The following is a 24,407-nucleotide window of genomic DNA, read 5'->3' on the forward strand; positions in this document are numbered from 1 at the left end:
CACCCGACGGACGGCGCGACCTCGGACGCCCTGCTTCGGCTGGGCTCCTCCGCGCTGCCGTCCGGCCATCCGGGCCCGGGACCCATGGAGCGCACGGTGTCACGTCGCCCGGGTCCCGCCGCACCAGCCATCTGAAGATGCGTTTCAAAAACGCTGGTGTGTCTCACGGCACCGCGGGCAGGCCGGGCCCCGCACAGCGCACATCCGCCGTTGGCGCGGCCCCGTCGACGAGGTAGGCGGCCGTGACGTCGTCCACGCAGGCGTTGCCCCGGCTGGCGAACACCCCGTGCGAGTAATCGTTGTCGAGCGTCACCAGGCGCGAGCCGGGAAGCAGGCGGCGCATCTGGCGCGCGCCCTCGATGGGCGTGACGGGGTCGTGCGCGGATGCCACCAGCAAAGCGGGCGGGGCGTCGGGGCTGCCGAGCGGTGTGCGGCGGGCGGGGTGGTGGTGCCAGTAGGCGCAGGTGGACGCCTCCATGCCGGTGAGGACCGGCTGGGGGTCGAGGCGTCGGGTGCGGCGGATGTCGGCCACGATCCGCCGGGGCGCGGGGCCGGGGCCGTCGGCGCACTTGACAATGCGGTTGGCGGCTTCGTAGTTGCGTGAGTCCGGGCCGGCGAAGTCCTCGGCGGGACGGAGTCCGTCGGGATTGCCGTCACGCAGATAGGTTCGCAGCCCGTCGGCGAGGCCCGCCCAGCGTTCGGTGCGGCCGAGGGCGCGGTAGACGGCTCGGTCGAACTCCGCGGGGCCGAACCCGCCCACGGGGTCGGCGGTGAGTGCGTCGCGTACGCGCAGGTAGGCCCGGCGTACGGCCACCGCGCTGTCGCCCAGGCGGAAGCGGTCCGCGTGGGCGGCGGTCCAGGCGAAGAAGGTGTCCCGCTGTCGCAGCAGTGCCCGGCCCTGGATCACATCGAAGTCGTACCAGTTCCAGGGCCCTACGACGCTGTCCAGGACCATCCGGCCCGCGCGGTGCGGGAAGGCGGCGGCGTAGGCCGCGCCGAGGTAGGTGCCGTAGGAGACGCCGAGGAAGTTCGTCCGCCGTTCGCCGAGTGCGGCGCGTATCGCGTCCATGTCCCGTGCGGTCTGCTCCGTCGACAGGTACCGCAGCGCTTCGCCGGCGCCCGCCGCGCAGTCGTCGGCCAGGTTGCGCAGTGACGCCAGGTGGGCCCGCTCGGCCGTCGGGCCGACGGGCACGGGGTCCGCGCCCGGGGCGGCGAAGAGACCGCCCATCGGGCCGCAGTCGGCGGGTGCACTCTGCCCGACACCGCGCGGGTCGAAGCCGATGACGTCGTACGAACGGCGCACACTCACAGGGAGTTTGGCCCGTTTGGTGACCGCATAGGGGAGCCCGGAGCCGCCCGGCCCACCGGGGTTGACCAGCAGGATGCCGCGCCGCTCGGCGGGTGCCCCCGAGGCACGGACGCGTGAGACGGCGATCTCGATGCGTGGCCCGCGGGGGCGGTTCCAGTCCAGCGGCACGCCCAGCCGCCCGCATTCGACGCGCTCCGGCGCGGGCGGCTCGGGCACGGACTCGGGGCAGGCCCCGAAGCGGAGTGCGGATGCCGAACCGGCGGAGTGGACACGTACGGCGGACCGCGCGGGCGTGGCGGGGGCGACGGTCGCGGCGATGGCCGCCAGGGCGCACAGCAGGGCCGTGCGGTGCGTGGGTGAGGTCACAACGATTTCTTCCTCGGCAGGCATGGAGCCAGATGACAATGAAAACGATTATCGATAGCGTGGCCGCCACGTTAACCCACACGACTGGAAAAGGGGAGCCGTGGCTCATCTGTTGGTGGTAGAGAGCTGGGTCGGATCGATGAGCAGACTGCTGCCACGGGCGATACGCGAGAGTGGACACGAGTTCACCTTCCTCACCCGCGACCTGCACCACTACCTGCGCTCCGCCCCCGAGGGCACGGCACACCCGCTGCTCGGGGCGCGCAACGTGATCACCGCCGACACCAATGGCACCGAGGCGCTGCTGCCGGAGGTCGAGCGGCTGCACGCGGTGTTCGGCTTCGACGGGGCGATCACGTCGTGCGACTACTACCTGCCGACCGTCGCTCGGATCGCCGGGCACCTCGGCCTGCCCGGCCCGGCCCCTGAGGCGGTCCGGGACGCCTGCCGCAAGGACGCCACGCGCCGTGTCCTCGCCGAGGCCGGGGTGGACGGGCCCCGTTTCGCGGTGCACGAGGAGTGGGCCGACATCGCCCGGGCCGCGCGGGAGATCGGCTACCCGCTGGTCGTCAAGCCCGTCGACCTGTGCGCGGGCATGTACGTGCGGCGCGTGGACGACGAGACCCAACTCGCAGATGCGTACAGCGCGTTGGCCGACTTCCCGGTCAACGCGCGCGGCCAGCGGCGCACGCCCGCGGTCCTGCTCGAAGAGCTGCTGGACGGCCCCGAGGTGAGCGTCGAGACGGTGTCGCACGGGGGCGCGGTCCATGTGGTGGGCGTGACCGACAAGAGCGTCGGCGGGGCGCCCGCGTTCATCGAGACCGGGCATATGTTCCCCGCCGCGCTGACGGCCGGCGACACGGAGGCCGCCGAGCAGACCGCGCTGGGTGCGCTCAAGGCGCTCGGGCTGGTGGACGGCGTGGTGGCGCACACCGAGATCAAGCTGACCTCCGCCGGGCCGCGCGTGGTCGAGGTCAACCCGCGGCCTGCCGGGAACCGCATCACCGAACTCGTCCGCCACGTCACCGGCATCGATCTCGCCGCCGCCTGCGTGGACGTGGCCCTGGGGCGCGCCCCCGGTCTGCGGCGCACGGACACCGGGCTGCGCAGCGCCGCCATCGGCTTCCTCGTGCCGGAGCGCACGGGCACGCTCGACTCGCTGGACGGCGCGGGGCTGCGGGACGCTCCCGGTGTGCTGGAGGCCCAACTCGCGGAGCCCGGCAGGCAGGTGAAGGCGGCGGACAGCAACAACGAGTACCTCGGGCATGTGATGGCCGGGGACCCGGAGGGGGCCGGAGCCCGGGACCGGGTCGAGGCGCTGCTCGCCGAGGTGCGGTCCGGACTGGTGATCCGATGACCGCCGCCACCTCCGACATATCCGCGGGCAAGGCCGCCTGGGCCCCTTCCGCGGCCCGTGTGAGGACGTACGACGACCTCGTGGCGTGTGTCCGGGCCGGTGAACTCGGGCCCGACCCGCGCACCCGGCGGATCGCCGTGGCGTTCACCACCCGGCAGGCCGTACGGCACGACGGGCGCGGCACCGGCTACCGCAACGAGGTGCTCAGCCTGCGGCTCGCCGGAGCCGTCGGCTCGTGCGCGGTGGAGCCCGGTGCCCTGTCCGACAGCGCCGTGGAGGAGTGTGTCGGCGCGAACGTGGCCGAGCTGCTGGACCATCCACTGCTCCCGGTGCGCGTGGCAGCGCTGGACGCCTACCTGATGCACGTCACCCCGCACACCCCGGAGCACGGGGCCCGTCCGGTCCCGCTCCCCGCCGGGACGTCGCTGGAGAAGTCCCGGGCACGGGCGCGGGCCGTCGTCGAACTGCTCGACCTGCCGCCCGGGGCGACGGTGCTCGTGGTCGGCGTCGTCAACTCCCTTCTGGAGGCGCTTCGTTCGCACGGAATCGGCTATGTGCCGTGCGACCTCAAGGGCGGGGTGACGGAGTGGGACGAGCCGGTCGTCACCGACGCGCTCGCCGCGGCCGCCCGCTGCGACGCGCTGCTCGTCTCCGGGATGACCCTGGGCAACGGGACCTTCGAGCCGCTGCGGGAGCACGCGCTGCGGCACGGCAAGCGGCTGGTGCTGTTCGCGCAGACCGGCAGCGCCGTACTGCCCCGGCTCCTGGGGCACGGGGTGAGCGCGGTGTGCGCCGAACCGTACCCGTTCTTCTGGCTGGACGGCGGCCCCGGCACCGTCCACCACTACCGCGCCGACCGCCCCGGAGGTGCCCGGTGACCACGACAGCCGTCCGTCCCACCGCCCGCCGGGAACTGCTCGCCCTGCTCGGCCGCACCCCCGTGGTCCGCATCACCGCCGATCTGCCGGGGCCGCACCCCGGCTTCTGGGCCAAGCTCGAAGGACTCGCGGCGGGCGGTATGAAGGCGCGGGCCGCCGTGTCGATGCTGCTGGGCGCCCGCGAGCGCGGGGAACTGCGGCCCGGCGCACCGGTGGTGGAGTCCACCTCCGGCACGCTGGGCATCGGGCTCGCCTTCGCCGGACAGGCCCTCGGGCACCCCGTCGTGCTGGTCGGCGACAGTGAACTGGAGCCGTCCATGCGGCAGTTGCTGCGCGCCCACGGAGTGCGGCTGGAGCTGGCGGACCGTCCGGCGGAGAGGGGTGGCTGGCAGGCAGCCCGCCTCGCCCGGCTGCGGGAGTTGCTCGCCGAACTGCCCGGCGCGTACTGGCCCGACCAGTACAACAACCCCGACAACACCGCCGGTTACGCCTCACTGGCCGCCGAACTCGCCGCCCAGCTCGACCACCTGGACATCCTGGTGTGCAGCGTGGGCACCGGCGGCCACAGCGCGGGGATCATCGGTCCGCTGCGGCGGCACTGGCCCGCGCTACGGCTGATCGGCGTCGACGCCACCGGCTCCACGATCTTCGGCCAGCCCGCGCGGCCCCGGCTGATGCGCGGCCTGGGCAGCAGCATCCACCCGCGCAACGTCGCCTACGACGCCTTCGACGAGGTCCACTGGGTCGGTCCGGCGGAGGCCGTGGACAGCTGCCGCCGGCTCGCCCGGGGGAGTTTCGTCAGCGGCGGCTGGAGCACCGGCGCGGTCGCGCTGGTCGCCGCCTGGGCCGCCCGCGTCCATCCCGGAGCGGTCGTCGCCACCGTCTTCCCCGACGGCCCGCACCGCTACCTCGGCAGCGTCTACGACGACGACTTCGCCGCCGCCCACGGCCTCGACCCGGCCGCGGCGGCCACCCGGCCCGTGGAGATCCCGCACCCCGGCGCGGCCGAGGCCACCGGCTGGACGCGATGTACGAGGGTCACCGACCCCCTGCGGGCCGATCTGCTCACGTCCGTCCCCCTGGGCGCCGTTCCCCACCACCCGGAAGAAAGCCTGTGAAAGCCAGTCAGCGCACCATCCACCTGGAACTCGCCGAGCCGCTGCGCATCTCCCGCTCGACGATGGCCGCCCGCGACGCGGTGTGGCTGAGCGTCGAACACGACGGGGCCAGCGGCCACGGCGAGGCCGTCACCAGCGTCTACTACGGTCTCGACGCCGCCACCCTGCGACGCCTCCTCGCGGCCGCCGGTACGGATCTCGTCCGCCATCGCGACCCCGAGAGCGCCCTGGAAGCCCTGCGGACGGGCGAGTTGACCGGTGCGGACACTCCCCCGGCCGTGACCGCCGCCCTGGACGCGGCGCTCCTCGACCTCGTCGGCAAGCGCGCGGGCACACCCGTACACCGCCTCCTCGGCACCCCGGAACCTCCCGTCGCCGCCACCGCCCGCACCATCGGCATCACCTCGCCGCGCCGTGCCGCGGCCGAGGCCCGCCGTCTGGCCGCCCGCGGCTTCGAGGTCCTCAAGGTCAAGGTGGGAACTCCCGACCCCGAGGACGACGTGGAGCGCGTACGCGTCATCCGCGACGCGGCACCCGGCGTCCGGCTGCTCCTCGACCCCAACGGCGCCTGGACCGTGGCGCAGGCCATGGCCCTGCTGCCGCGGTTCGCCGAACTCGGCGTGGAGGCCGTCGAACAGCCCCTCGCGCCCGGCCACCCGGACGCGCTGGGGGCCCTGGCCGAGCGCTCACCCGTGCCGGTCATCGCCGACGAGGACGCCGTGGGACTGGAGGACGTACGCCGTCTGGCCGGACGCGTCCAGGGCGTCAACGTCAAGCTCGCCAAGTGCGGCGGGGTGCACGCCGCCCTGCGCATCGCCGAGGCGATCGAGGGCAGCGGCACCGCGCTGATGCTCGGCTGTCTGACCGCCAGCAGCCTCGGCCTGGCACCCGCCGTCCACCTCGCCGACCGCGCCCGCTGGGCCGACCTCGACGGACACCTGCTGCTGGCCCACGACCCGTGGTCGGGCATCGGCGGCGCCGACGGCTTCGTCCGTGCGAACACCCTTCCCGGACTGGGAGTTCGGCCCCGGGAGGTGAGCCGTGAAGACGTGGCATGAGATGCGCCGCTTCCCGCTGGCGATCCAGCTGCTGCTGATCAACCAGCTCGGCGTCAACACCGGCTTCTACCTGCTCATCCCCTACCTCGCCACCCACCTCGACGAGAACCTGGGCATGTCGGCCGCCGTCGTCGGCATCGTCCTCGGCGTGCGCAACCTGAGCCAGCAGGGCCTGTTCATCATCGGCGGCTCGGCCGCCGACCGGCTCGGCGCACGCGGCGTCATCATCGCCGGATGCGCCCTGCGCACGGTCGGGTTCGGGCTGTTCGCGCTCGGCGACAGCCTCGCCGTCCTGATCGCCGCGTCCGTGCTCAGCGGGTTCGCCGGGGCGCTGTTCAACCCGGCCGTGCGCGCCTATATCGCGCAGGAGGCGGGAGAGCGCAAGGCCGAGGCGTTCGCCCTGTTCAACGTGTTCGCCACGACGGGGGCGTTGATCGGTCCGCTGCTCGGCAGCGCGCTGCTCCTGGTGGACTTCCGCACCTCGGCCCTCACCGCCGCCGGAATCTTCGCGGTCCTCACCGTGGCGCAGGCCCTGGTGCTGCCCGCGCGCGAGGTGGAGCCGAGCAAGGGCACCGTGCTCGCGGACTGGCGCGAGGTGCTCGGCCACCGCGCCTTCCTGGCGTTCGCCCTCGCCATGGTCGGCATGTTCACCCTGGAGAACCAGCTCTATCTGCTGCTGCCCGCCGGAGCACGCCGGGCCACCGGCTGGGACGGCGCCGCCGGACTCGTCTTCCTCGTCGGCACCCTCGCCAACCTCGCGCTCCAGCTGCGCATCACCAGCGCCCTGAAGGTGAGCGGTGACCGGGCGCGCTGGATCGCCGTGGGGCTCGGTCTGATGGCGCTGGCGTTCGTGCCGCCCGCGCTGGTGGCGGGCGGATCCGGTGGCCCGGACGGCACCGCCGACGCGGTACTGCGCGCCCTGCCCGTGCTGATCGGGGCCCTGCTGCTCTACCTCGGGGTGATGGTCGCCCAGCCGTTCGTGATGGAACTCGTCCCCGGCTTCGGCCGGCCCGAACTGACGGGCACCTACTTCGGCATCTTCTACGTGGTCTCGGGCATCGCCGCCGCCCTCGGCAACACCGTCGTCGGCTGGGCCATGGACGCCGGCGAGCGGGGCGACGCGGACTGGCTGCCCTGGGCGTGCTGCGCGCTGTTCGGGCTCGCCTCCGCACTCGGCGTGGCCTGGCTGCGCCGGCTGGGCTCACTGCCGACGACGCCGAAGCCCGCCACACCGGACGCGACGGAGCCCGCCACACCGGCCGCGGTGTCCGGCCACACCGGACGCGGCGCGACGAGGGAGACGAGGGAGACGAGGGAGACGAGGGAGACGAGGGAGACAAGGGGGACGATATGACGACCACCACGGCGGGCGCGGACGCGCACAATCTGCTCACCGACAACCCCGAGCTGTACGAGGCCAGGTTTCCCGACCCCGAACGGCTGGCCGGCCGCTGGACGGAGGACTGCCTGCGCCGGCACGGCGCCGGACCGCGCGTCCTGGACCTGGGCTGCGGCACCGGCCGCGACGCCGCCCACCTCCACGGCGCGGGCCGCGAGGTGACCGGGGCCGACCTCTCCGAGGCGATGCTCGCACACGCCCGCGAGCACCACCCCGGCCCCGAGTACGTCCGCGCCGACCTGCACGCGTTCGACCTGGGCCGGGGCGTGTCCGACGCCGTGGTGTGCCTGGACAGCGCGCTGCTGTACTGCCACACCAACGCCCAGCTCGACGGCTTCCTGTCGTCCTGCCGGCGCGCCCTCGTCCCCGGCGGGCTGCTCGTCGCGGAGATGCGCAACGGCGCCTACTTCATCGGCCGTACGGACCTGCTCGACGCGCCCACGGTCGGTGAGTTCACCTGGCGGGGCACCACCCACCGGTCCACCACCACGCTCACGGTGGACCGCACGGCCCAGCTCCTGCGCCGTACCCGCGTATGGACGGCTGACGACGGATCCGCGCCGGTGGAACAGCGCTCCGCGTGGCGGCTGCTGTTCCCGCAGGAGCTGCGCCACCTCCTGGGCGCGCACGGCTTCGAGGTCCTGGAGCTGCACGACGGACCGGGTCCGCGCACCGAGCCGCCCTGGTGCGAGGGCCACTCCCCCGGCCGTACGGCCGACGCCGACCGGCTGCACGTGGTGGCCCGCCGCACCGAACCCGCCGCCCCCTCGACGCCCTGAGGGCCGGGCCCGACGCCCGCCCCGTATCCCACCGGCACTTCCCACACCCCGAGGACACCCGCATGCATGACGAACCCGCCCGCCACCTTCCCCCCGTGGGCGATCACCCGGACGAGCGCCACTTCCCCGGCCTGCGCCGCCGCGGCTTCCTCGCCGCCACCGGCGCCGCCTCACTCGGCGCCTTCGCCCTCACCGGATGCGGTGGCGGCGACGACACCGCGGGAGGGGGCGGCGGCGACGGTACCCCCCGGCGCGGCGGACGGCTGCGCGCCGCGTTCGCCGGCGGCGGTGCGAGCGAGACCCTCGACCCTCACCTGGCCAACCTCTTCGCCGACGCCGCCCGCGCGAAGGCCCTCTACGACAAGCTCGCCGACTACGGCGCCGACCTGTCCGCCCGGCCCCGCCTCGCCGAGAAGTGGGAGCCGAACAAGACCCTGGACCGGTGGCAGATCACCCTGCGCAGGGCCACGTTCCACGACGGCAGGCCGGTCACCGCCAAGGACGTGCTGCACAGCTACCGCCGGATCGCCGATCCCAAGAAGGCGTTCCGCGCCAAGGCGTCCCTGGAACCCATCGACCTCGACGCGAGCCGCGCGACCGGCGACCGGGGCATCGAGTTCGTCCTCAAGCGGCCCACCGCCGAATTCCCCAACGTCCTGGCCGCGTTCGGCGCGTACATCGTGCCCGAGGACGCCACCGACTTCGACAAGAAGCCGATCGGCTCCGGCCCGTTCCGCTTCGTCTCCTTCGCCCCCGGCCGCTCCGCCGTCTTCCGCCGCAACGAGGACTACTGGGACGGCGCCCCGCACCTCGACGAGCTCGAGTTCGTCGTCGCCAACGAGGAGTCCGCCCGGGTCAACGCACTGCTGGGCGGACAGGTCGAATACGCCCACGAACTCCACCCCACCACCGCCCGGGCCCACGAGGGCAAGGGGCAGATCACCATCGTCCGGCTCCGGGGCAGCGACATGCAGGGGTTCGCGATGAAGACCGACCGGCCCCCCTTCGACGACAAGCGGGTGCGCCAGGCGTTCTTCCTCATCGCCGACCGCAAGGAACTCCTCGACGGCGCCCTGTCGGGCGCGGGGGTGATCGGCAACGATCTGTACGGCAAGGGCTACGAGTACTACGCCGACGGCCTCCCGCAGCGCGAGCAGGACCTCGACCGGGCCCGCGCCCTGCTAAAGGCGGCCGGCGCCGAGAAGCTGAAGGTCACCCTCGACACCTCGTCGGTGGCCGCCGGATTCACCGAGTCCGCGAGCATCTTCCGCGACCAGGCCGCGAGGGCGGGCGTCACGATCGACATGAAGATGGGCAGCAAGGACTCGTACTGGAGCGACATCCTGGACGGCGGCACGCTGTGCTCCTACCGCTCCGGTGCCATGCCCATCGAGGCCCACATCTCCCAGCGGCTGCTCACCGACTCCACCACGAACGCCACCAAATGGCACCACAAGGACTTCGACGCGCTCTACCAGCGGGCCCAGTCCACCAGGGACAAGGGCGAGCGCGCCGCCGTCTACGAGCGCATGCAGCGCCGCCTGTACTCCGAAGGCGGCTTCCTGGTCTGGGGCTTCGCCGACTGGATCCTCGGAACCGCGCGCAATGTCAGGGGGGTTGAGTCCAAGGCGCCCGCCAACACCCTCGACTGGGCACGCTTCGACAAGGTGTGGCTCGCATGAGCGCACCGCGCTCCTTCGTCGCCCGGCGGCTGCTGCTCGGCGTCGCGCAGACCGTGGCCGTGGTGCTGCTGGTCTTCGCGCTCACCGAGGCGCTGCCGGGCGACGCCGCGGTCACCCTGGCCGGCGACCAGCCCGACCCCGCGCGCATCGCGGCCATCCGCGAGGCCCTCCACCTGGACCGGCCCGCCCACGAGCGGCTGGCCGACTGGGCCGTCGGCCTGCTCCACGGCGACCTCGGGACCTCGCTCGCCTCGGGCCGCCCGGTCAGTACGTACCTCGCCGACGGCTTCGGGCCGACCCTGCTGCTGGCCGCGCTCACCGTGGCGCTGCTCGTCCCGGCCGGCTTCGGCCTCGGGGTGCTGGCCGCACGGTACGAAGGCCGCCTGGTCGACCGGCTGGTCAGCTCGGTGACGCTCGCCGTGTACGCGGTGCCCGAATTCGCCCTCGGAAGTCTGCTGGTGACCGTCCTCGCGCTCCGGCTGGACTGGCTGCCGCCCACCGCCGTCGGCTACGGCACCGACCTGCTCGGCCACCCGGCCGCGCTCGTACTGCCCGTGCTCGTCCTGCTGTCCCGGCCGGTGTGCTCGCTGTCCCGGCTGGTGCGCGCCGGCATGGTCGACGCGCTCGCCTCCCCGTACGTGGCGCAGGCCCGGCGCTACGGCGTCTCCGGGGCCAAGGTCCGTTACGCCCACGCCCTGCCGGCCGCCCTCGCCCCCGCCGCCCAGCAGTTGGCCCGCACCATCGACTGGTTGCTGTGCGGCGTCGTCGTCGTGGAGGCCCTGTATGTGATCCCAGGGCTCGGGACCGTCCTGCTGAACGCCGTCGCCGAGCGGGACGTGCCCGTGGTCCAGGGCCTCGCTGTCGTCTTCGGCATCCTGACCGTCCTCCTCAACCTGGGCGCGGACCTGGTGACCCATCGGCTGGCGCCCCGGGCGGGGGTGGCCGCGTGAACCTCCCACCCGTCGCGGAGCGCGCTCCGAGCGAAGGTGGCCGCCCGATGCCGACGCCCGGCCGTGCGGCGAAAGGGCGTACGGCGAAGGGGCGCACGGGCCGCTTCGCGCTCGGCGTCGCCATCGTCTCCGTACCTCTCGTGCTCGCCCTGCTCGGGCCGGTGTTCGCGGGCGCACCGGGCCCGCGGACCGCGTCCTTCACCCTCGGGGGCGGCCACTGGCTCGGCACCGACTTCGTGGGGCGGGACGTGTGGCGGCAGGTGCTGCACGGCGGGCGTCCGGTCGTGCTGACCGCGCTCGCCGCCACCGCCCTGTCCTATCTCGTCGCCCTCCCGGTGGGCCTGGTCTGCGCGCTCACCCACCGACGCTGGCTGGAGGAGCTGCTGATCCGCCCCCTGGACGTCCTGCTCGCCGTGCCGTCGCTGCTGCTGATCCTGCTCGTCGCCTCGGTGTTCTCCCCCGGCCCCGTCGGCCTCGCCCTGCTGGTCGCGCTGGTCAACGCGCCCGACGCGGCCCGTATCGTGCGGGCCACCGCCGCCGAGGCCGCCGCCCGCCCAGCGGTCGAGGCACTGCGCATGCAGGGCGAGACCTGGTGGCGCATGGCCGTCGGCTACGTCGGGCGCTCCATGCTGCGCACCCTGGCCGCCGACGCCGGCACCCGGCTGACCGGTGTGCTGTACCTGGTCGCCACGGCCGCGTTCCTCGGCGTCGGGGTCGCGCCGGACGCCGCCGACTGGGCGGTCATGGTCGACCGCAACCGCACCGGCCTGTTCGTCCAGCCCTGGGCCGTGGTCGTCCCCGCCGTACTGATCGTCGCCCTGACGATGGGCACCAACCTCCTCTTCGACGCCGCGCTCACGGGCGGCCGACTGCCCGCACGGGGCCGGGGCGCGAGGAGCGGGATCAACCGGAACCGGGCAGGAGAGCCACGTCCGTGAACCACGAGAAGCACATCACAGACCCCGCCGCACCCCTCGGCCTCGAAGGCCCTGCCGGGCCCCTCGGCCTCGACGCCGGGGACGTGGGCCCCGACGCCGCGCCCGTCGCCGAGATCCGTGACCTTCGCGTGGAGATCGGCGGCAGGGCGATCGTCGACGGCGTGAACCTCGAGGCCCGGCCCGGCAGGGTCACCGCGCTGGTGGGCGCTTCCGGCAGCGGCAAGACCACCACCGGCCTCGCCCTGCTCGGTGAGTACCCACCCGGGGCGCGGATCGGCGGCGACGTCCGCGTGGCCGCCGAGGGCCTGGTCGGCTACATCTCCCAGCACCCGGCGGCCGTCCTCAATCCCGCCCGCCGCGTCTGCGCTCTCCTGACCGACATCGCCCGCTCCCAGGTACGTCACCTCCCCCGCGGCCGGCGCCGGGCAGCGGCCCGCGAACGCGTCCTTCGCGCCCTGGCGGAAGCCCAGCTCCCGGACGGCGAGACCCTGCTGCGGCGCTACCCGCACCAGCTCTCCGGCGGCCAGCAGCAGCGCGTCGTCCTCGCCCAGGCGCTCCTGCTCGGCGCCCGCGTCATCGTCGCCGACGAACCCACCACCGGCCAGGACGCCCTGACCAAGAGCCGCATCGTCGACCAGCTGGCGGCCGTCGCCGCGCGGGGCATCGCCGTCGTGCTGCTCAGCCACGACCTGGACGTGGTCCGCGCCCTCGCCGACGACGTCCTGGTCATGCGCGCCGGAAGGATCGTGGAATCGGGCCCCGCCGAACGCCTGTGGACCGCACCCCGCCACCCATGGACCCGCGAACTGCTCACCGCGCACGCGGATTTCACACCCCCCGCTCCGTCAGCCGACAGCGGGGAGCCGGTCCTGCGCATACGCGACCTCATCGCCCGACACCGCGACGGCGGCACCCGCGGCCGCCCGACCACGGTGCTGCGCGTCCCAGAACTCGCCCTGCACCCCGGCTCGTGCCTGGCCGTCGTCGGCCGCTCGGGCAGCGGAAAGACCACGCTCGCCCGCTGCCTGGCCGGGCTCCACCGGGACCACGACGGGGAGATCATCCTCGACGGCACCGCCCTGCCCCGCACGCTGCGCACCCGCGACCGCGCACAACTGGCGGCCGTGCAGTACGTCTTCCAGGACTCACGCGCCGCCTTCGACGAGCACCGGCCCGTCCTGCACCAGGTCGCCCGCACCGCGATACGCCTGCGCGGCACCGACAAGGACACGGCACGGCAGGAGGCCCTGACCACCCTGACCCGACTCGGCCTGCCCGAGGAGCTGGCCGACAGGCATCCCGGTCAGCTCTCCGGCGGCGAACTCCAGCGCGCCGCCCTCGCCCGCGCCCTGCTCGCCCGGCCTCGCGTCCTCATCTGCGACGAGATCACCTCCGGCCTCGACACCGTCAACCGCCGTGGCCTCCTGGGACTTCTCGCCCAGCTGCTCCGTGACCGCGACGACCTTTCGCTGGTCCTCATCACCCATGACCTGGACATCGCGGCCCTCGCCCACCACATCGCGGTCCTCGACGCCGGAGAGCTCGTCGAGCAGGGGACGGCCCCACGCGTACTGACCGCGCCGGAACACCCTTTCACCGTCTCCCTCATGCAGACCACGGCACGCCTAGAAGGCTTGCTCAGCTCCTCTGACCTGGGCTAACGTCCAAGTCGCCGACACGGCTTTCCGCAGAACTCGGCATCTCTTGGTCGAGAAGCCGGCGGAGGGCCGGCGGAGAGGGTTGCGGCAGGTGTCACGTCAGCACCGCGGCTGCCGTCCGGTAAGCCACGTCGGCAGCGGTACGCACGGGAAGCGCGCGGTGTGCGTCGGAAAGGATCTCCACTCCCCAAGGGCCCGTCCAGCCGGCGGTACGGAGCGCCGCGACGATGGCGGGGAGGTCGAAGGAGCCCTCACCGCACAGGCGACGGCGCCGCACGGTGTCCTCGAAGAGGGTGCCCACGACGTCGGTTTCGGCGTCGTCGAGCTCCACGCCCACGATGCGGCCCGGGGGCACCTTCGCGAGGTCGCCCGGTGGCGTCCCCGCGCGCTCGGTGTGCCAGACATCGATGATCAGGCCGCCGGCCGGGTGCCCAGCCGCTCCGTCCGCTCGCTATGCACGCTGAAAGATGGGCAGCGGACCGGGCAGCCTTGTGATCACCACCCTTGCCGAGCGCCCGCCGTCGCGTGAACGCCGGAGAGCGTGGGCGGCTGTGCGTGGCGTCAGCGTGCGAACTTTTCGATGGCCGCTGGGGTGACGGGGGTGAAGAAGTTGACGAGGTTGCCGTCGGGGTCGCGGAACAGCAGCGACCGGTTGCCCCAGGGCATCGTGGTGGGCTCGGTGACGAAGTCGGTGACGAAGCCGGTGAGGTTCTGGTAAACGCGGTCCACGTCGTCGACGAGGAACTCGGTGATCACGCTGTGGTTGTCCGCCGGGCGGGCAGAGCCCGGGGCGAACACCGGGACGGTGCGGGTGCCGGCGATCGCAAGGGTGGCGCCCGCGGTCTTGAGTTCGGCGAAGTCCTCGGTGGCCCACGTCGCCGACGCTCCCGTGGCTCGCTCGTAGAACTCGACGAGGCGCGCTACGTCGCTGGTGATGATGCGGATCGAGACGAAGTCCATGGGAATCTCCTTGGCTGTACTGAAGGCGTGCACGACGCAGGCTAGGAGAGATAGTGGACAGAATCGGTCCTGTATTCGCGATGAAGGGCGCACCGTGCGGCGGTATGTGGACCAGCCGATCGACCTGGACGAGACATCGCCGCCCGGGGCCACGCCGACACCCTTGCCGCCCGCGGCGTCGTCCACCGCCTCGCCGACCAGTTATAAGGCGCGAATCAAGGGGACACGGAGTGTGGCGCTCGCGACCGTCAGCGCCGTGAACCAGAAGGGTTGTGATCGTTGTGGGCCATGGCGGAGACGTCATCGATGAGCTGACCACCGACCACCGTGAGGTCGACGACCTCTTCGAGAAGATCCAGGCCACCGCGCCGGGGAACCCCGAGCGGAAGCGTCTGATGGACCAGGTGACCATCGAGCTCGTACGGCACTCGGTGGCCGAGGAGCAGTACCTCTATCCGACCGTCCGCCGCCGCCTGACGGACGGCGACGCGATCGCGGACAAGGAGATCGCCGACCACTCCCAGGTGGAACGGCTCCTCAAGACGCTGGAGGGGCTGGACGCGGACGCCGCCGACTTCAACGACCTGGTGCTCAAGCTCAAGACCGAGGTCACGGCCCACGTCCACGACGAGGAAACCAACCTCTTCCCGCAGCTGCGTCGGGCCTGCGACGAGGCGGATCTGCACAAGCTGGGGGAGAGCGTGCGACGGGCGAAGAAGATCGCGCCCACCAGGCCGCACCCCAGCGCACCGGACACTCCCCCCGGTAACAAGCTCCTGGCTCCGGGCGCGGGACTGGTCGACCGAGCCCGTGATCTGGTGACCGGACGCGGCGAATAGCCGAAGGAAGCACCGCGAATGTGCGTCCCGGTGGGGCGGGAAGCGTCTGGGACACCTGGGATAGCATCAAGTGGGGGTAATGCCGACCGGGCTCGCTGGAGAGCATCGTGATCGAGGACGACGGCCCGTCCGACAGCGGTCGGGACGGGGCGGCCGAGGAGCAGCGGCGGATCGCCGATGAGCTGACAGGCGCGATTCGAGGTGTCCCGCTCGAAGAGCTTCCCTCCCGGCTGTGTGAGGTGTGCTTGCGATTGCTGCCTGTCACCGGCATGTCCCTGTCGGTGCAGGCGGCCGGGCCGGGCATGGAGGCGCTGCTGTGCGCGAGCGACAAGGTCGCAGCTCAGCTCGCCGAGATCCAGTACACCCTGGGCGAGGGGCCCCGGCTCCAGGCGCATACGCTGCACGCGCCGGTCTTCGCCGCCGATCTGCTGCGCGGCCCGGAGGTGCGCCGGTGGCCGGTGTTCGCCGCCCAAGCGGTACGCGCGGGGGCGCAGGCCGTCTTCTCCCTGCCGCTCGGGAGCCCGGTGGCGCCGCTCGGCACGATGGACCTCTATCGCCGGGCACCCGGTTCGCTGTCGTCCCGCGACGTACGCGTCGCCCTTCTCACCGCCGACGCGGTCAATACGGCCATCGGGACACTGGACGGCAGAACACAGGACTCCGACAAAGTCGTAGCGTGGCTGGAGGGGGCCGAAGCGGACCGGGACGAGGTCCATCAGGCGATTGGAATGATCATGGTGCGGCTGAGCGTGGACGCCGAGGAGGCCCTGGCCCGCCTGCGTGCACGCGCGTTCGTGGAGGGCAGGACCGCGACCGAGGTGGCCCGCGCCGTCGTCAACCGGACTCTGGACATCACCGATCATGACTGAAGCGCGGGCGGGCTCCGACAGCACCGCCGAGGAGGCGACCATGAGCCGCGAACAGCAGTTGGCCAGGGCGTTCGTGAGCTTGTCGGACACCCTCTCGGACGACTTCGACCCCTTGACGCTGTTCCACCGCCTGGTCGGCGACTGCGTCACCTTCCTGGACGCGGACGCCGCGGCGGTGATGATGGCCGACGCCCGCGGCGGGCTGCGGATCATGGCCTCCTCCAGCGAGGACGCCACGTTCCTCGAACTGCTCCAGCTACAGAGCGGATCGGGACCGTGCGTGGACAGCTTCCACAGCGGTCAGGCCATGAAGGCCCGCGACCTCTCCCGTGAGGAGGCGCGCTGGCCCGCGTTCGTGCGCCCGGCTCTCAAGGCCGGCTATCACTCGTTGCTCACCGTGCCGCTGCGTCTCCACGAGCGGGTGATCGGCGCCGTCAACCTCTTCCGGCACGGCGTGGGCGAGCTCTCGAGCGATGAGGAGCAGGTGGCGCAGGCGCTGGCGGACGTGGCCGCGCTCGCCCTCATGCACTGGTCCAAGGAGCCCACCGGCAATGACGAGCTCGTCACCCGGGTCCAGAGCGCCCTCGCGGCCAAGGCCGTCCTGGAGACCGCCAAGGGCATGGTCGCGCAGCACGCGGGCGTCTCCATCGGCGAGGCGGCCCGCCGTCTGCGCGCCTACGCGGAACGGCACCAAGTCCGCCTGACCGAGACCGCCCAGGCCCTCACCAGCCGCACCCTCGACTTGACGGCCGTCTCTCTCACCCCTCCCGCGCGCGACCGGGCCGCTGGCCCATGATCCGAGGCCAATACGTGCGGTGGGTGGTCAGCCGCCCTGGCCGGCCCGCTCGATCAGCTCGATGACCGGCCCGTGCTTGCGGGGCCGAGCCGGCCCGGCAGATGGAACAGCGCTTCCCCATTACCGTAGGCGAGCTCCGGTAGCCGGCACGGCCGCCCCCAGGGCCCGCGGCGAGTAGGTGCGGGTGGTGAGTACGCCTTCCAGCGCACGGCGACAGGCGGTGTCCCGGACAGCTCCGGACAAGGGGCTGACCAGGCTGGACATGATCCGGGCTGTCCGGGACAGAAAATATCCGTTCCCCTGATCCGTCCATGCCGCCAAGATTTCGCTGAGCCGGAGCAGCAGCTCCGGCGGAGAGATCTCGCCGATCCCAAGGGGGACCAATGAAACTTCGCCGAGCAGCGATCACTACTGCGGCGCTCGCGGCAGCAGCAACCGGCGCCATTGCTCCGGCGGCCAGCGCGACTACGACCGCGCCCGCACACCCCGCCGCGCCCCAAAGGACCGCCGTGGCCTGCTACCTCTACGTAGATGACAGCCGCGGTTACTACAACGTGCGGACGGCCAAGTCCGCCACGGCAGGCCTGATCAAGAAGTACACCGGCACCCGTCTGCCCGTGTGGGACAGGTGCGGCGAAGAACTCGGCGGGACCTATCGGTGCGCCGTGGGCGAGCCCCAGGACAGGTACTACGTCGCCGTGAACTACAACGGTCGCAAGGGCTACGTCGCCGCAGCCTGTGCGGGAGGTCTGGGCGCCTGACCCGGTGCCGGCACCCGCGGAGCAGGCCGACGGCGAGTTCGGGGGTCATCAGGACGACCTGCCGGCGGTGTGCCATCAGGTCGCGGTGCCTGCCCCGGCACCGCGACCTGGGCGCACAGCGGCCGGCCCGCCCGCGGGCCGACCGCGGCGTCGTGGTGGCCACATTCAGCCCGAGCGCGGGCCTGCTTGTGAACGGGCCGCACCGGGCGAGGTCGAGCGTCCGAAGGCGCGGCGGTAGGCGGTGGGGGTGGTGTCCAGTGCGCGCCGGAAGTGCAGCCGCAGGTTGGCCGGTGTGCCCAGTCCGCAGTCCCGCGCCACCCGATCCACCGAGTGGTCCGTGGTTTCCAGCAGCTCCCGCGCCCTGCCGAGGCGGGCGTTGAGCAACCACTGCAACGGGGTCGTGCCCGTCTCCTCGGTGAACCGGCGCATGAAAGTGCGCTGTGAGAGACCCGCGTGCCGGGCGAGCACCCGCAGCGTGAGTGGCTCGCCGAGCCGTTCCAGCGCCCATCCGCGGGTACCGGACAGCGACGCCTCACCGGCCACGGCGACGGGAGCCGGCACGTACTGGGCCTGCCCGCCGTCCCGGTGCGGGGCGGCCACCAGACCGCGGGCGATCTCGTTGGCCACCGCCGACCCCAGGTCGCGGCGTACGAGGTGCAGACACAGGTCGATGCCGCAGCACACCCCGGCCGAGGTGAGCACGTCGCCCTCGTCGACATAGAGCACATCGCGGTCGATCATGACGGCCGGGAAGTCCCGCTCGAACTCGTCGATGTGCTTCCAGTGGGTCGTGGCGTGCAGCCCGTCCAGCACACCCGCCGCGGCCAGCGCGAAGGCGCCCGTGCAGATCGACACCACACGTTTGCCTCGGTCGCGGGCCTCGGCCAGCGTGCCGAGCACGGCGTCCGGCAGCTGGAGGATCGGTTCGAATCCCGGCACGATCACGGTGTCGGCGCCGCGCACCTGCTCCAGGCCCCCGGCGGCGACCAGGGCGAAACCCGCGGTGGTGGCCACCTTCGCGTCCAGCGCGCACAGGGTCATCTCGTAGGGGGTTTCCGGCCGGCTGGTGAAGATCTGCGTCGGGATCGCCAGGTCGAGCGGGGTGACCCCGTCCAGCGCCAGGACCGCGACTCGATGCACTGCCATGGCAAGATTCTATCGAAGTGGGGGAATTTTGCCTCTCGCCAGGTCAGGGCGGTCGCGGCCAGGCTGAAGACATGACCGGACCTACCCGCGAGGCGACCGCCGACCTGATCACGCTGCCCGGCACACCGCTTGCCGACGCCGTCATGGATCTCATCCGGCCGGTGGAAACGCCGTCCGTGTTCAACCACAGCATCCGCAGCTATCTGTTCGCCCGGCTGGTGGCCGACCGCCTCGGCCTGGCCGTCGGCCACGACTACCAGGACGACCTGTTGTTCGCCGCGTGCGCGATGCACGACCTCGGCGTGGCGTCGGACGGCCCGCACAACCAGCGGTTCGAGGTCGAAGGCGCCGACCGGGCCGCCGAGTTCCTCCTCGACCGCGGAGTGACCGCGGCCGACGCCGACCAGGTCTGGCAGGCCATCGCCCTGCACACCTCCCCGGGGATCGCGGAACGCCGCGGCACGCTGTGCGTACTCGTCCGCGAAGGCGTCGGCCTCGACTTCGGCGGCGCACTGGGTGCCGGCCACATCGACGCCGTCACCGATGAGCAGGCCGACGCCGTGCACGCCGCGTATCCACGGCTGGACATGATCCGCTCGCTCACCGACGCGATCGTGGCGCAGGCCGCGAAGAACCCGGCGAACGCACCCCGGTACGCGATCCCCGGCGAATTCCTCCGCGAACGCGAGACCTTCGGCCGGACCCGGCTGGAGCACGCCTGCCGTTCGTCCCGCTGGGGCAACTGACTCCAACTGACCCCACTGACCCCAACTGACCCCACGGCACACCACGACCCCCTCACCAAGGAAAAGGAAGCACCGCAATGACCGTCCACACCGTCGAGGTCCCCGAGGACAACGCAGTCTTCGGGCAAACCACCAGCGCCTTCGCGGGCTTCGGCTATTCCGCCGCGGTTCGCGCGCACGGCCTCCTGTTCATCGCCGGAACGATCGGTCGCCGCGCCGACGGAACCATCCCGGACACCATCGAGGAACAGACCGAGATCGCCATCCGGAAGATCGAGGAGATCCTTCGACTGGAGCACCTCGACCTGTCCGCCCTCGTCGACGTCACCAGCTACCACGTCGACATCCGCCGGCACTTGCCCGGCTTCATCGAGGCCAAACAGCGCCTCGTCAAGGCGCCCTACCCGACCTGGACGATCATCGGGGTCAGCGGTCTCGCCAGCCCGGGACTCCTCGTCGAGATCCGCGCGACCGCCGCGTACCCCGACGCGTCCCGGTAGGCCGCCACCGCTCCTGGGCCCGTTCCCGGGCCCAGGAGCCCGTCACGGCTGTTGCCCCGCTCCCTGCCGTCATCACTACGATCACCGATCGTGCGTGGTTGACCGGAACCGCGCAGTTCTTCCTCGATCCGGAGGACCCGTTCCCGGAGGGCTGCTACCTGTGATCCCCGTTCTGGAAGGCGCCCCGCCCATGGCGGCCGCCATCGATGTCCTGCGCAAGAGCCTGCTCGACGGACTGGACCCGGAGTCCGGGCCACCGCGCTCCGTCGTCCCGGTGCCAACCGGCCAGCTCCTGCTCATGCCCGCGCACTGGGGGAGCTACGCCGGGGTGAAGATGGTGACCGCGGCACCGGGCAACGCGGCCCGTGGCCTCCCCCGCATCCAGGGCAACTACCTGCTCCTGGACGGCGAGACCCTCACCCCGCTGGCCCTGCTGGACGGGATCGCCCTCACATCCGTACGCACCGCCGCCGTGTCGGCGGTGGCCGCCGACGCGCTGGCCGGGCCGGACGCGAGCCGACTCGTCCTGTTCGGAACGGGACCGCAGGCCCGGTCCCACCTGGAGGCCCTCAGCCGCATCCGCCCGATCCAGGACGTCGTAGTCGTCGGCCGGAACCCCGAAGCCGCCCGCGCCTTCGCGGCCGAGGTCGGAGCGCGCGTCGGCACCGTGGACGACATCGCGCACGCGGATATCGTCGCGTGCTGCACGACGGCACGCACCCCGCTGTTCGACGGCGCCCTGCTACCGGCGTCGGCGACCATCGTGGCCGTCGGCTCGCACGAGCCCGACGCCCGGGAGGTGGACGAAACGGCGGTCGCCCGGTCCACAGTGATCGTCGAAGCGGTCTCCGCCGCGCTGCGCGAAGCCGGCGACGTGATCCAGGCGGTCCAGGCGGGCGCCGTCGACCCCGGCGAGCTGGTGGGCCTGGCCGATGTCGTATCGGGCGGACACCAGATCCCCCCGGACCGACCGCGCTTCTTCAAGAGCGTAGGCATGGCCTGGGAAGACCTGGTGCTCGCCGCGGCCCACTTCGAGGCGGCCGGAACCTGAACCAGCCCTCCTGGCCGGGCAGTCAAGGGCGGGGGCGGCGGAGCTTCGAGCGCCGGGAGTTCTCGCTTCGGCCGCCGCCGCAACCCGCGGAAAGGGCGAGGACACTGGGACTTTGGCTAGGGTGCGGCTGAAAAGCAGCGCCGGGAAGCACTCATGAGGTACCGGTGGCCCCATGTCTCGCACGTTGAGTTCAACGAAAACCCGCGCCGCGCTCCGCGTATCGTCGCGTATCTCCCTCGAATTGCTTTTGATCCTCGTCATGGCGGCGGCGGTCCTGTGGGCCCTGGGCCAGATGTGGTCGGTCATCTGGCCGCTCGTGGTCGGCCTGCTCCTCACGACGCTGACCTGGCCCCTGGCCCGCCTTCTGCGCGGGTGGGGGTGGCCTCCCGCGCTGGCCGCCTCGGTCGTGACCCTGCTGTTCCTCCTGGTCGCCACGGGTATCGTGGCGCTGATCGCGGTGCCGGTGGCGTCCCAGTCCGGTGAACTGGCCGACGGGGTGACCGAAGGCATCCAACGGGTGCGTGAATGGGCCGCCGGGCCGCCGCTGAACATCGACGATGCGCAGATCGCGCAGGCCACCGACAGCGCGGCCGCCCGGTTGCAGAGCAGTGCGGGCAGCCTGGTCAGCGCCGTCGTCGCGGGAGTGAGCACTGTGGTCGACGGTGTGATCACCGCTGTCCTGGCGCTCTTCTTGATGTTCTTCTTCCTCAAGGACGGCCCGCGGTTCCTGCCGTGGCTCGCCCGTCAGCTCCCCGGCCGGCTCGCCATCGACATCCCCGCCGTGGCCGAGCGCAGTTGGGACACCCTCGGCGCCTTCGTGCGTTCCCAGGCGCTGGTGGGCCTGCTCGACGCCGTCCTGATCGGGCTCGGACTGTGGGCCCTGGGAGTGCCGCTGGTGCTGCCGCTGGCGGTCCTGACCTTCATCTCCGCGTTCATTCCCGTCGTGGGGGCCTTGTTCGCGGGTGTGGTCGCGGTGCTCATCGCGCTGGTGTTCAACGGTCCGACGGACGCGCTGATCGCGCTGGCGATCATCATCGTGGTGCAGCAGCTCGAGGGCAATGTGTTCCAGCCCATGATCCAGAGCCGCGGACTGGGCCTGCACGCGGCGGTCGTCCTGCTGGCGGTGACACTGGGCAGCAGCCTGGCCGGGATCGTGGGCAGCCTGCTCGCCGTACCGGTGGCCGCGCTGATCGCGGTGGCCTGGAACTACGTGCGCGAACAGCTCAGCCATCCGCCACAGGAGCCGGAGAGCAACGAGCAGCCCGCCGGTGGCGTTGTCGTGTCGTAGCCCCTCGGCGTCGTGCGCCGGGGGCGAGTGGCCCCCGGCGTCCGACGATGAGCGTGGAAGCGGTTCACAGTTCTCCGAGCCAGGACTCCGCCGTCATGATCCGCGCGCCTCGTCCGGGGAAGACCCGCTCCACGAAGAAGTCATGGACGTCCGTCTCGGCGTCCGCGCAGGCGTCGCTCAGGACGGTGACCCTGTAGTCGCGGTCCAGGGCGTCGTAGAGCGTTGCCGCGACCATCGCGCCGGTCGCCACGCCTGTCAGCGCGATCGATTCCACACGGTGGGCACGCAGCACCAATTCGAGTTCCGTTCCGACGAATGCGCTGGTGCGGCGCTTGGTGATGACGACGTCCTCGGGTCGCGGCGCCAGTTCCGGAATGATGTCCGTCCCCCCGGCCCCCTCGTGAAACAGTGACCCGGCTTGGTGAAACGCGGTGAGCACGGTGTTGTTCTCGGAGACATCGACTCCCGATGCCCGCAGCTCCGTGCGCACGAGGACGACGAGGACGCCGTGCGCGCGAGCCGCGCGTACCAACTCCCGCATCGGGGAAACGGGTGCTCGGCTGAACGGATAGTTGGCCAGGATGCCCGTCTGCATATCGCCGATGATGAGTGCGGTGTCGGTGCGGCTGGTCATCCGATCTTCTCCGTGTCGTGGGACTGGGGCAGTGGATCCTGCGCGGTCGATTGTTCCGCCTTTCGCCCGGCCGTCAGCAGGATCACCAATCCGGCGGCGAGCATGAGGGCGATGGCCAGGAGTGCGTAGGTGAAGTCGCCGGTCGCGTCCGCGATGGCGCCGGTCATATAGGGGCCGATGAAGCCACTGACGTTGCTCACCGAGTTGATCAGCGCGATGCCCGAGGCGGCGGCGGCACCGGTCAGGCACAGCGGCGGCAGTCGCCAGAACTGCGGCATGGCGGTGAAGACGCCGGAGACGCTGACGCAGAACGCCCCGATGAACAGGACGTCGTCGTGGGTGAAGGTGGCCAGCAGCAGGCCCACGGCACCGAAGGCCAGGGGTACCGCCGTGGAGAACACCACGGACCGGCGCGCCGCCACCCTGGCCCAGGCGAGCATGGCGACGATGGCGATGGCCGATGGGATACCGGCCAGCAGCACGCTGCTGACATCCGAGGTCGTGGACGCGTTCCCGGTGAGAGCCGAGATCATCGTCGGGAGGAAGAACGCGATGGGGTACAGGCCGAAGACGATAGCGAAGAAGGCGAGGGAGAGCATCCACACGCGTCCGCTGGAAAGCGCCTGACGCATCCCGGTGAGCGCGCCGTGCGCGTTCTGCTGGGCGGTTTCCAGGGTGAGTCGTCGCTGGATGGCGTCCTTCTCCTGGGGTGTCAGCCACTTCGCGTCGGCGGGCCGGTCCGGCAGCAGGCCGTAGATCAGGGTTCCGGACAGGATGGTGACGAGGCCCTCGGTGAAGAACAACGACCGCCACCCGGCGTACCCGGTGAGCTGTTCGCCCCAGGACAGCATGGCGGCGGCGAGGGGCGATCCGACGATGCCGGACAGCGGAATCATGATGAAGAAGATGGACATGGCCCATGCCCGCTGTCTCCTGGGGAACCAGAAGGTCATGTACAGCAGGATTCCGGCGGCCAGCCCGGCCTCCGCGAAACCGAGCAGGACGCGCATGACGTAGAGCTGGGCAACGCTCTGCACGGCCGCGGTGCCCATGGTGACGAGGCCCCAGGAGACCAGGATTCGGGTGATCCATTTCCGCGCTCCGAACCGGCGCAGCAGCATATTGCTGGGGATTTCCACGAGAATGTAGCCGATGAAGAACAGGCCGGACGCCAGGCCCAGCTGTCCGGCGGTGATGCCGAGGCTCTTGTTGAGCGACCGTGCCACGTAGCCGAGATTGGCACGGTCGATGTAGCTCATCACGTAGGCGAGGCCGATGAGCGGGATGATGCGGACACCGACTTTGCGCCATACACGGCGCATGTC

The 24,407-nt window shown here is 71.9% G+C and carries 24 protein-coding genes and 1 pseudogene; 19 read left to right on the forward strand and 6 right to left on the reverse strand.

Features of this window, described 5'->3' with window-relative positions; translation table 11 throughout:
• Window positions 1-163: 163 nt before the first annotated feature.
• A complete protein-coding gene (locus ABD329_RS17450; RefSeq protein ID WP_344316602.1) occupies window positions 164-1,675 on the reverse strand; it encodes an alpha/beta fold hydrolase in 1,512 nt (503 codons plus the stop codon).
• Window positions 1,676-1,775: 100 nt separating this feature from the next.
• Between ABD329_RS17450 and ABD329_RS17455 the strand changes: the two genes are divergently transcribed.
• From ABD329_RS17455 to ABD329_RS17500, 10 genes are all read left to right on the forward strand, one after another.
• Complete coding sequence (locus tag ABD329_RS17455) at window positions 1,776-3,032, forward strand: ATP-grasp domain-containing protein (protein ID WP_198280451.1); 1,257 nt, start codon at window positions 1,776-1,778, stop codon at window positions 3,030-3,032.
• Window positions 3,029-3,910, forward strand: coding sequence for a Rossmann-like domain-containing protein (locus ABD329_RS17460; RefSeq protein ID WP_198280452.1), 882 nt, complete (start codon window positions 3,029-3,031; stop codon window positions 3,908-3,910). Before ABD329_RS17455 ends, ABD329_RS17460 begins: the two co-directional genes overlap by 4 nt.
• Window positions 3,907-5,028: a PLP-dependent cysteine synthase family protein gene (locus ABD329_RS17465; RefSeq protein WP_198280453.1), complete on the forward strand. Its 1,122-nt coding sequence runs from the start codon at window positions 3,907-3,909 to the stop codon at window positions 5,026-5,028. Before ABD329_RS17460 ends, ABD329_RS17465 begins: the two co-directional genes overlap by 4 nt.
• Window positions 5,025-6,086, forward strand: coding sequence for an enolase C-terminal domain-like protein (locus ABD329_RS17470; RefSeq protein WP_198280454.1), 1,062 nt, complete (start codon window positions 5,025-5,027; stop codon window positions 6,084-6,086). The genes ABD329_RS17465 and ABD329_RS17470 overlap by 4 nt, the downstream gene beginning before the upstream one ends.
• Complete coding sequence (locus ABD329_RS17475) at window positions 6,070-7,440, forward strand: MFS transporter (RefSeq protein WP_198280455.1); 1,371 nt, start codon at window positions 6,070-6,072, stop codon at window positions 7,438-7,440. The genes ABD329_RS17470 and ABD329_RS17475 overlap by 17 nt, the downstream gene beginning before the upstream one ends.
• Window positions 7,437-8,264, forward strand: a complete 828-nt coding sequence (locus ABD329_RS17480) for a class I SAM-dependent DNA methyltransferase (protein WP_198280456.1) — start codon at window positions 7,437-7,439, stop codon at window positions 8,262-8,264. Before ABD329_RS17475 ends, ABD329_RS17480 begins: the two co-directional genes overlap by 4 nt.
• Window positions 8,265-8,326: 62 nt before the next feature.
• Window positions 8,327-9,946, forward strand: a complete 1,620-nt coding sequence (locus ABD329_RS17485; protein WP_198278023.1) for an ABC transporter substrate-binding protein — start codon at window positions 8,327-8,329, stop codon at window positions 9,944-9,946.
• Window positions 9,943-10,896 carry an ABC transporter permease gene (locus tag ABD329_RS17490; RefSeq protein WP_198278024.1) on the forward strand — a complete coding sequence of 318 codons (954 nt, stop codon included), beginning with the start codon at window positions 9,943-9,945 and terminating at the stop codon, window positions 10,894-10,896. Before ABD329_RS17485 ends, ABD329_RS17490 begins: the two co-directional genes overlap by 4 nt.
• Before the next feature lie 47 nt (window positions 10,897-10,943).
• Entirely contained in the window at window positions 10,944-11,834 is an 891-nt protein-coding gene (locus ABD329_RS17495) for an ABC transporter permease (protein WP_198278025.1), read from the forward strand.
• A gap of 83 nt (window positions 11,835-11,917) precedes the next feature.
• Window positions 11,918-13,495, forward strand: a complete 1,578-nt coding sequence (locus ABD329_RS17500; protein ID WP_198278037.1) for an ABC transporter ATP-binding protein — start codon at window positions 11,918-11,920, stop codon at window positions 13,493-13,495.
• Window positions 13,496-13,586: 91 nt separating this feature from the next.
• Here the strand turns inward: ABD329_RS17500 and ABD329_RS17505 are convergent.
• Window positions 13,587-13,913: pseudogene (locus ABD329_RS17505) on the reverse strand (sugar phosphate isomerase/epimerase family protein); the annotation flags it as partial.
• A gap of 140 nt (window positions 13,914-14,053) precedes the next feature.
• Window positions 14,054-14,452, reverse strand: coding sequence for a VOC family protein (locus ABD329_RS17510; RefSeq protein ID WP_198278027.1), 399 nt, complete (start codon window positions 14,450-14,452; stop codon window positions 14,054-14,056).
• Window positions 14,453-14,733: 281 nt separating this feature from the next.
• Between ABD329_RS17510 and ABD329_RS17515 the strand changes: the two genes are divergently transcribed.
• The 4 genes from ABD329_RS17515 to ABD329_RS17530 all read left to right on the forward strand — a co-directional run bounded on the left by ABD329_RS17515 (window position 14,734) and on the right by ABD329_RS17530 (window position 17,717).
• The gene (locus ABD329_RS17515; RefSeq protein WP_198278028.1) at window positions 14,734-15,291 is read left to right on the forward strand and encodes a hemerythrin domain-containing protein; all 558 of its coding nucleotides are present in this window, start codon (window positions 14,734-14,736) and stop codon (window positions 15,289-15,291) included.
• Window positions 15,292-15,398: 107 nt separating this feature from the next.
• Complete coding sequence (locus ABD329_RS17520; RefSeq protein ID WP_309142759.1) at window positions 15,399-16,160, forward strand: GAF and ANTAR domain-containing protein; 762 nt, start codon at window positions 15,399-15,401, stop codon at window positions 16,158-16,160.
• On the forward strand, window positions 16,153-16,956 hold the full coding sequence (locus tag ABD329_RS17525) for a GAF and ANTAR domain-containing protein (protein WP_198278029.1): 804 nt from the start codon (window positions 16,153-16,155) through the stop codon (window positions 16,954-16,956). The genes ABD329_RS17520 and ABD329_RS17525 overlap by 8 nt, the downstream gene beginning before the upstream one ends.
• A 383-nt stretch (window positions 16,957-17,339) precedes the next feature.
• Window positions 17,340-17,717, forward strand: a complete 378-nt coding sequence (locus tag ABD329_RS17530; protein ID WP_344316604.1) for a hypothetical protein — start codon at window positions 17,340-17,342, stop codon at window positions 17,715-17,717.
• Between the two features lie 165 nt (window positions 17,718-17,882).
• On the opposite strand, the gene ABD329_RS17535 is transcribed toward ABD329_RS17530, so the two are convergent.
• Window positions 17,883-18,863, reverse strand: a complete 981-nt coding sequence (locus tag ABD329_RS17535; protein WP_198278031.1) for a GlxA family transcriptional regulator — start codon at window positions 18,861-18,863, stop codon at window positions 17,883-17,885.
• Window positions 18,864-18,934: 71 nt separating this feature from the next.
• On the opposite strand from ABD329_RS17535, the gene ABD329_RS17540 reads away from it, so the two are divergent.
• The 5 genes from ABD329_RS17540 to ABD329_RS17560 all read left to right on the forward strand — a co-directional run bounded on the left by ABD329_RS17540 (window position 18,935) and on the right by ABD329_RS17560 (window position 22,448).
• The gene (locus ABD329_RS17540; RefSeq protein WP_198278032.1) at window positions 18,935-19,609 is read left to right on the forward strand and encodes an HD domain-containing protein; all 675 of its coding nucleotides are present in this window, start codon (window positions 18,935-18,937) and stop codon (window positions 19,607-19,609) included.
• A gap of 77 nt (window positions 19,610-19,686) precedes the next feature.
• Window positions 19,687-20,109: a RidA family protein gene (locus ABD329_RS17545; RefSeq protein ID WP_198278033.1), complete on the forward strand. Its 423-nt coding sequence runs from the start codon at window positions 19,687-19,689 to the stop codon at window positions 20,107-20,109.
• Window positions 20,110-20,189: 80 nt separating this feature from the next.
• Window positions 20,190-20,273, forward strand: a complete 84-nt coding sequence (locus ABD329_RS17550; RefSeq protein WP_425574348.1) for a hypothetical protein — start codon at window positions 20,190-20,192, stop codon at window positions 20,271-20,273.
• Between the two features lie 26 nt (window positions 20,274-20,299).
• Window positions 20,300-21,160 (forward strand): ornithine cyclodeaminase family protein, encoded by an 861-nt coding sequence (locus tag ABD329_RS17555; RefSeq protein ID WP_198278034.1) that lies wholly within the window; start codon window positions 20,300-20,302, stop codon window positions 21,158-21,160.
• A gap of 172 nt (window positions 21,161-21,332) precedes the next feature.
• Window positions 21,333-22,448 carry an AI-2E family transporter gene (locus ABD329_RS17560; RefSeq protein WP_198278035.1) on the forward strand — a complete coding sequence of 372 codons (1,116 nt, stop codon included), beginning with the start codon at window positions 21,333-21,335 and terminating at the stop codon, window positions 22,446-22,448.
• Window positions 22,449-22,512: 64 nt separating this feature from the next.
• On the opposite strand, the gene ABD329_RS17565 is transcribed toward ABD329_RS17560, so the two are convergent.
• The gene (locus ABD329_RS17565; protein WP_198278036.1) at window positions 22,513-23,082 is read right to left on the reverse strand and encodes a cysteine hydrolase family protein; all 570 of its coding nucleotides are present in this window, start codon (window positions 23,080-23,082) and stop codon (window positions 22,513-22,515) included.
• The gene (locus ABD329_RS17570) at window positions 23,079-24,404 is read right to left on the reverse strand and encodes an MFS transporter (protein WP_198278040.1); all 1,326 of its coding nucleotides are present in this window, start codon (window positions 24,402-24,404) and stop codon (window positions 23,079-23,081) included. Before ABD329_RS17570 ends, ABD329_RS17565 begins: the two co-directional genes overlap by 4 nt.
• Window positions 24,405-24,407 lie beyond the last annotated feature (3 nt).

Origin of the sequence: Streptomyces javensis, assembly GCF_039525925.1 — a bacterium.
GTDB classification, from domain to species: domain Bacteria; phylum Actinomycetota; class Actinomycetes; order Streptomycetales; family Streptomycetaceae; genus Streptomyces; species Streptomyces asiaticus.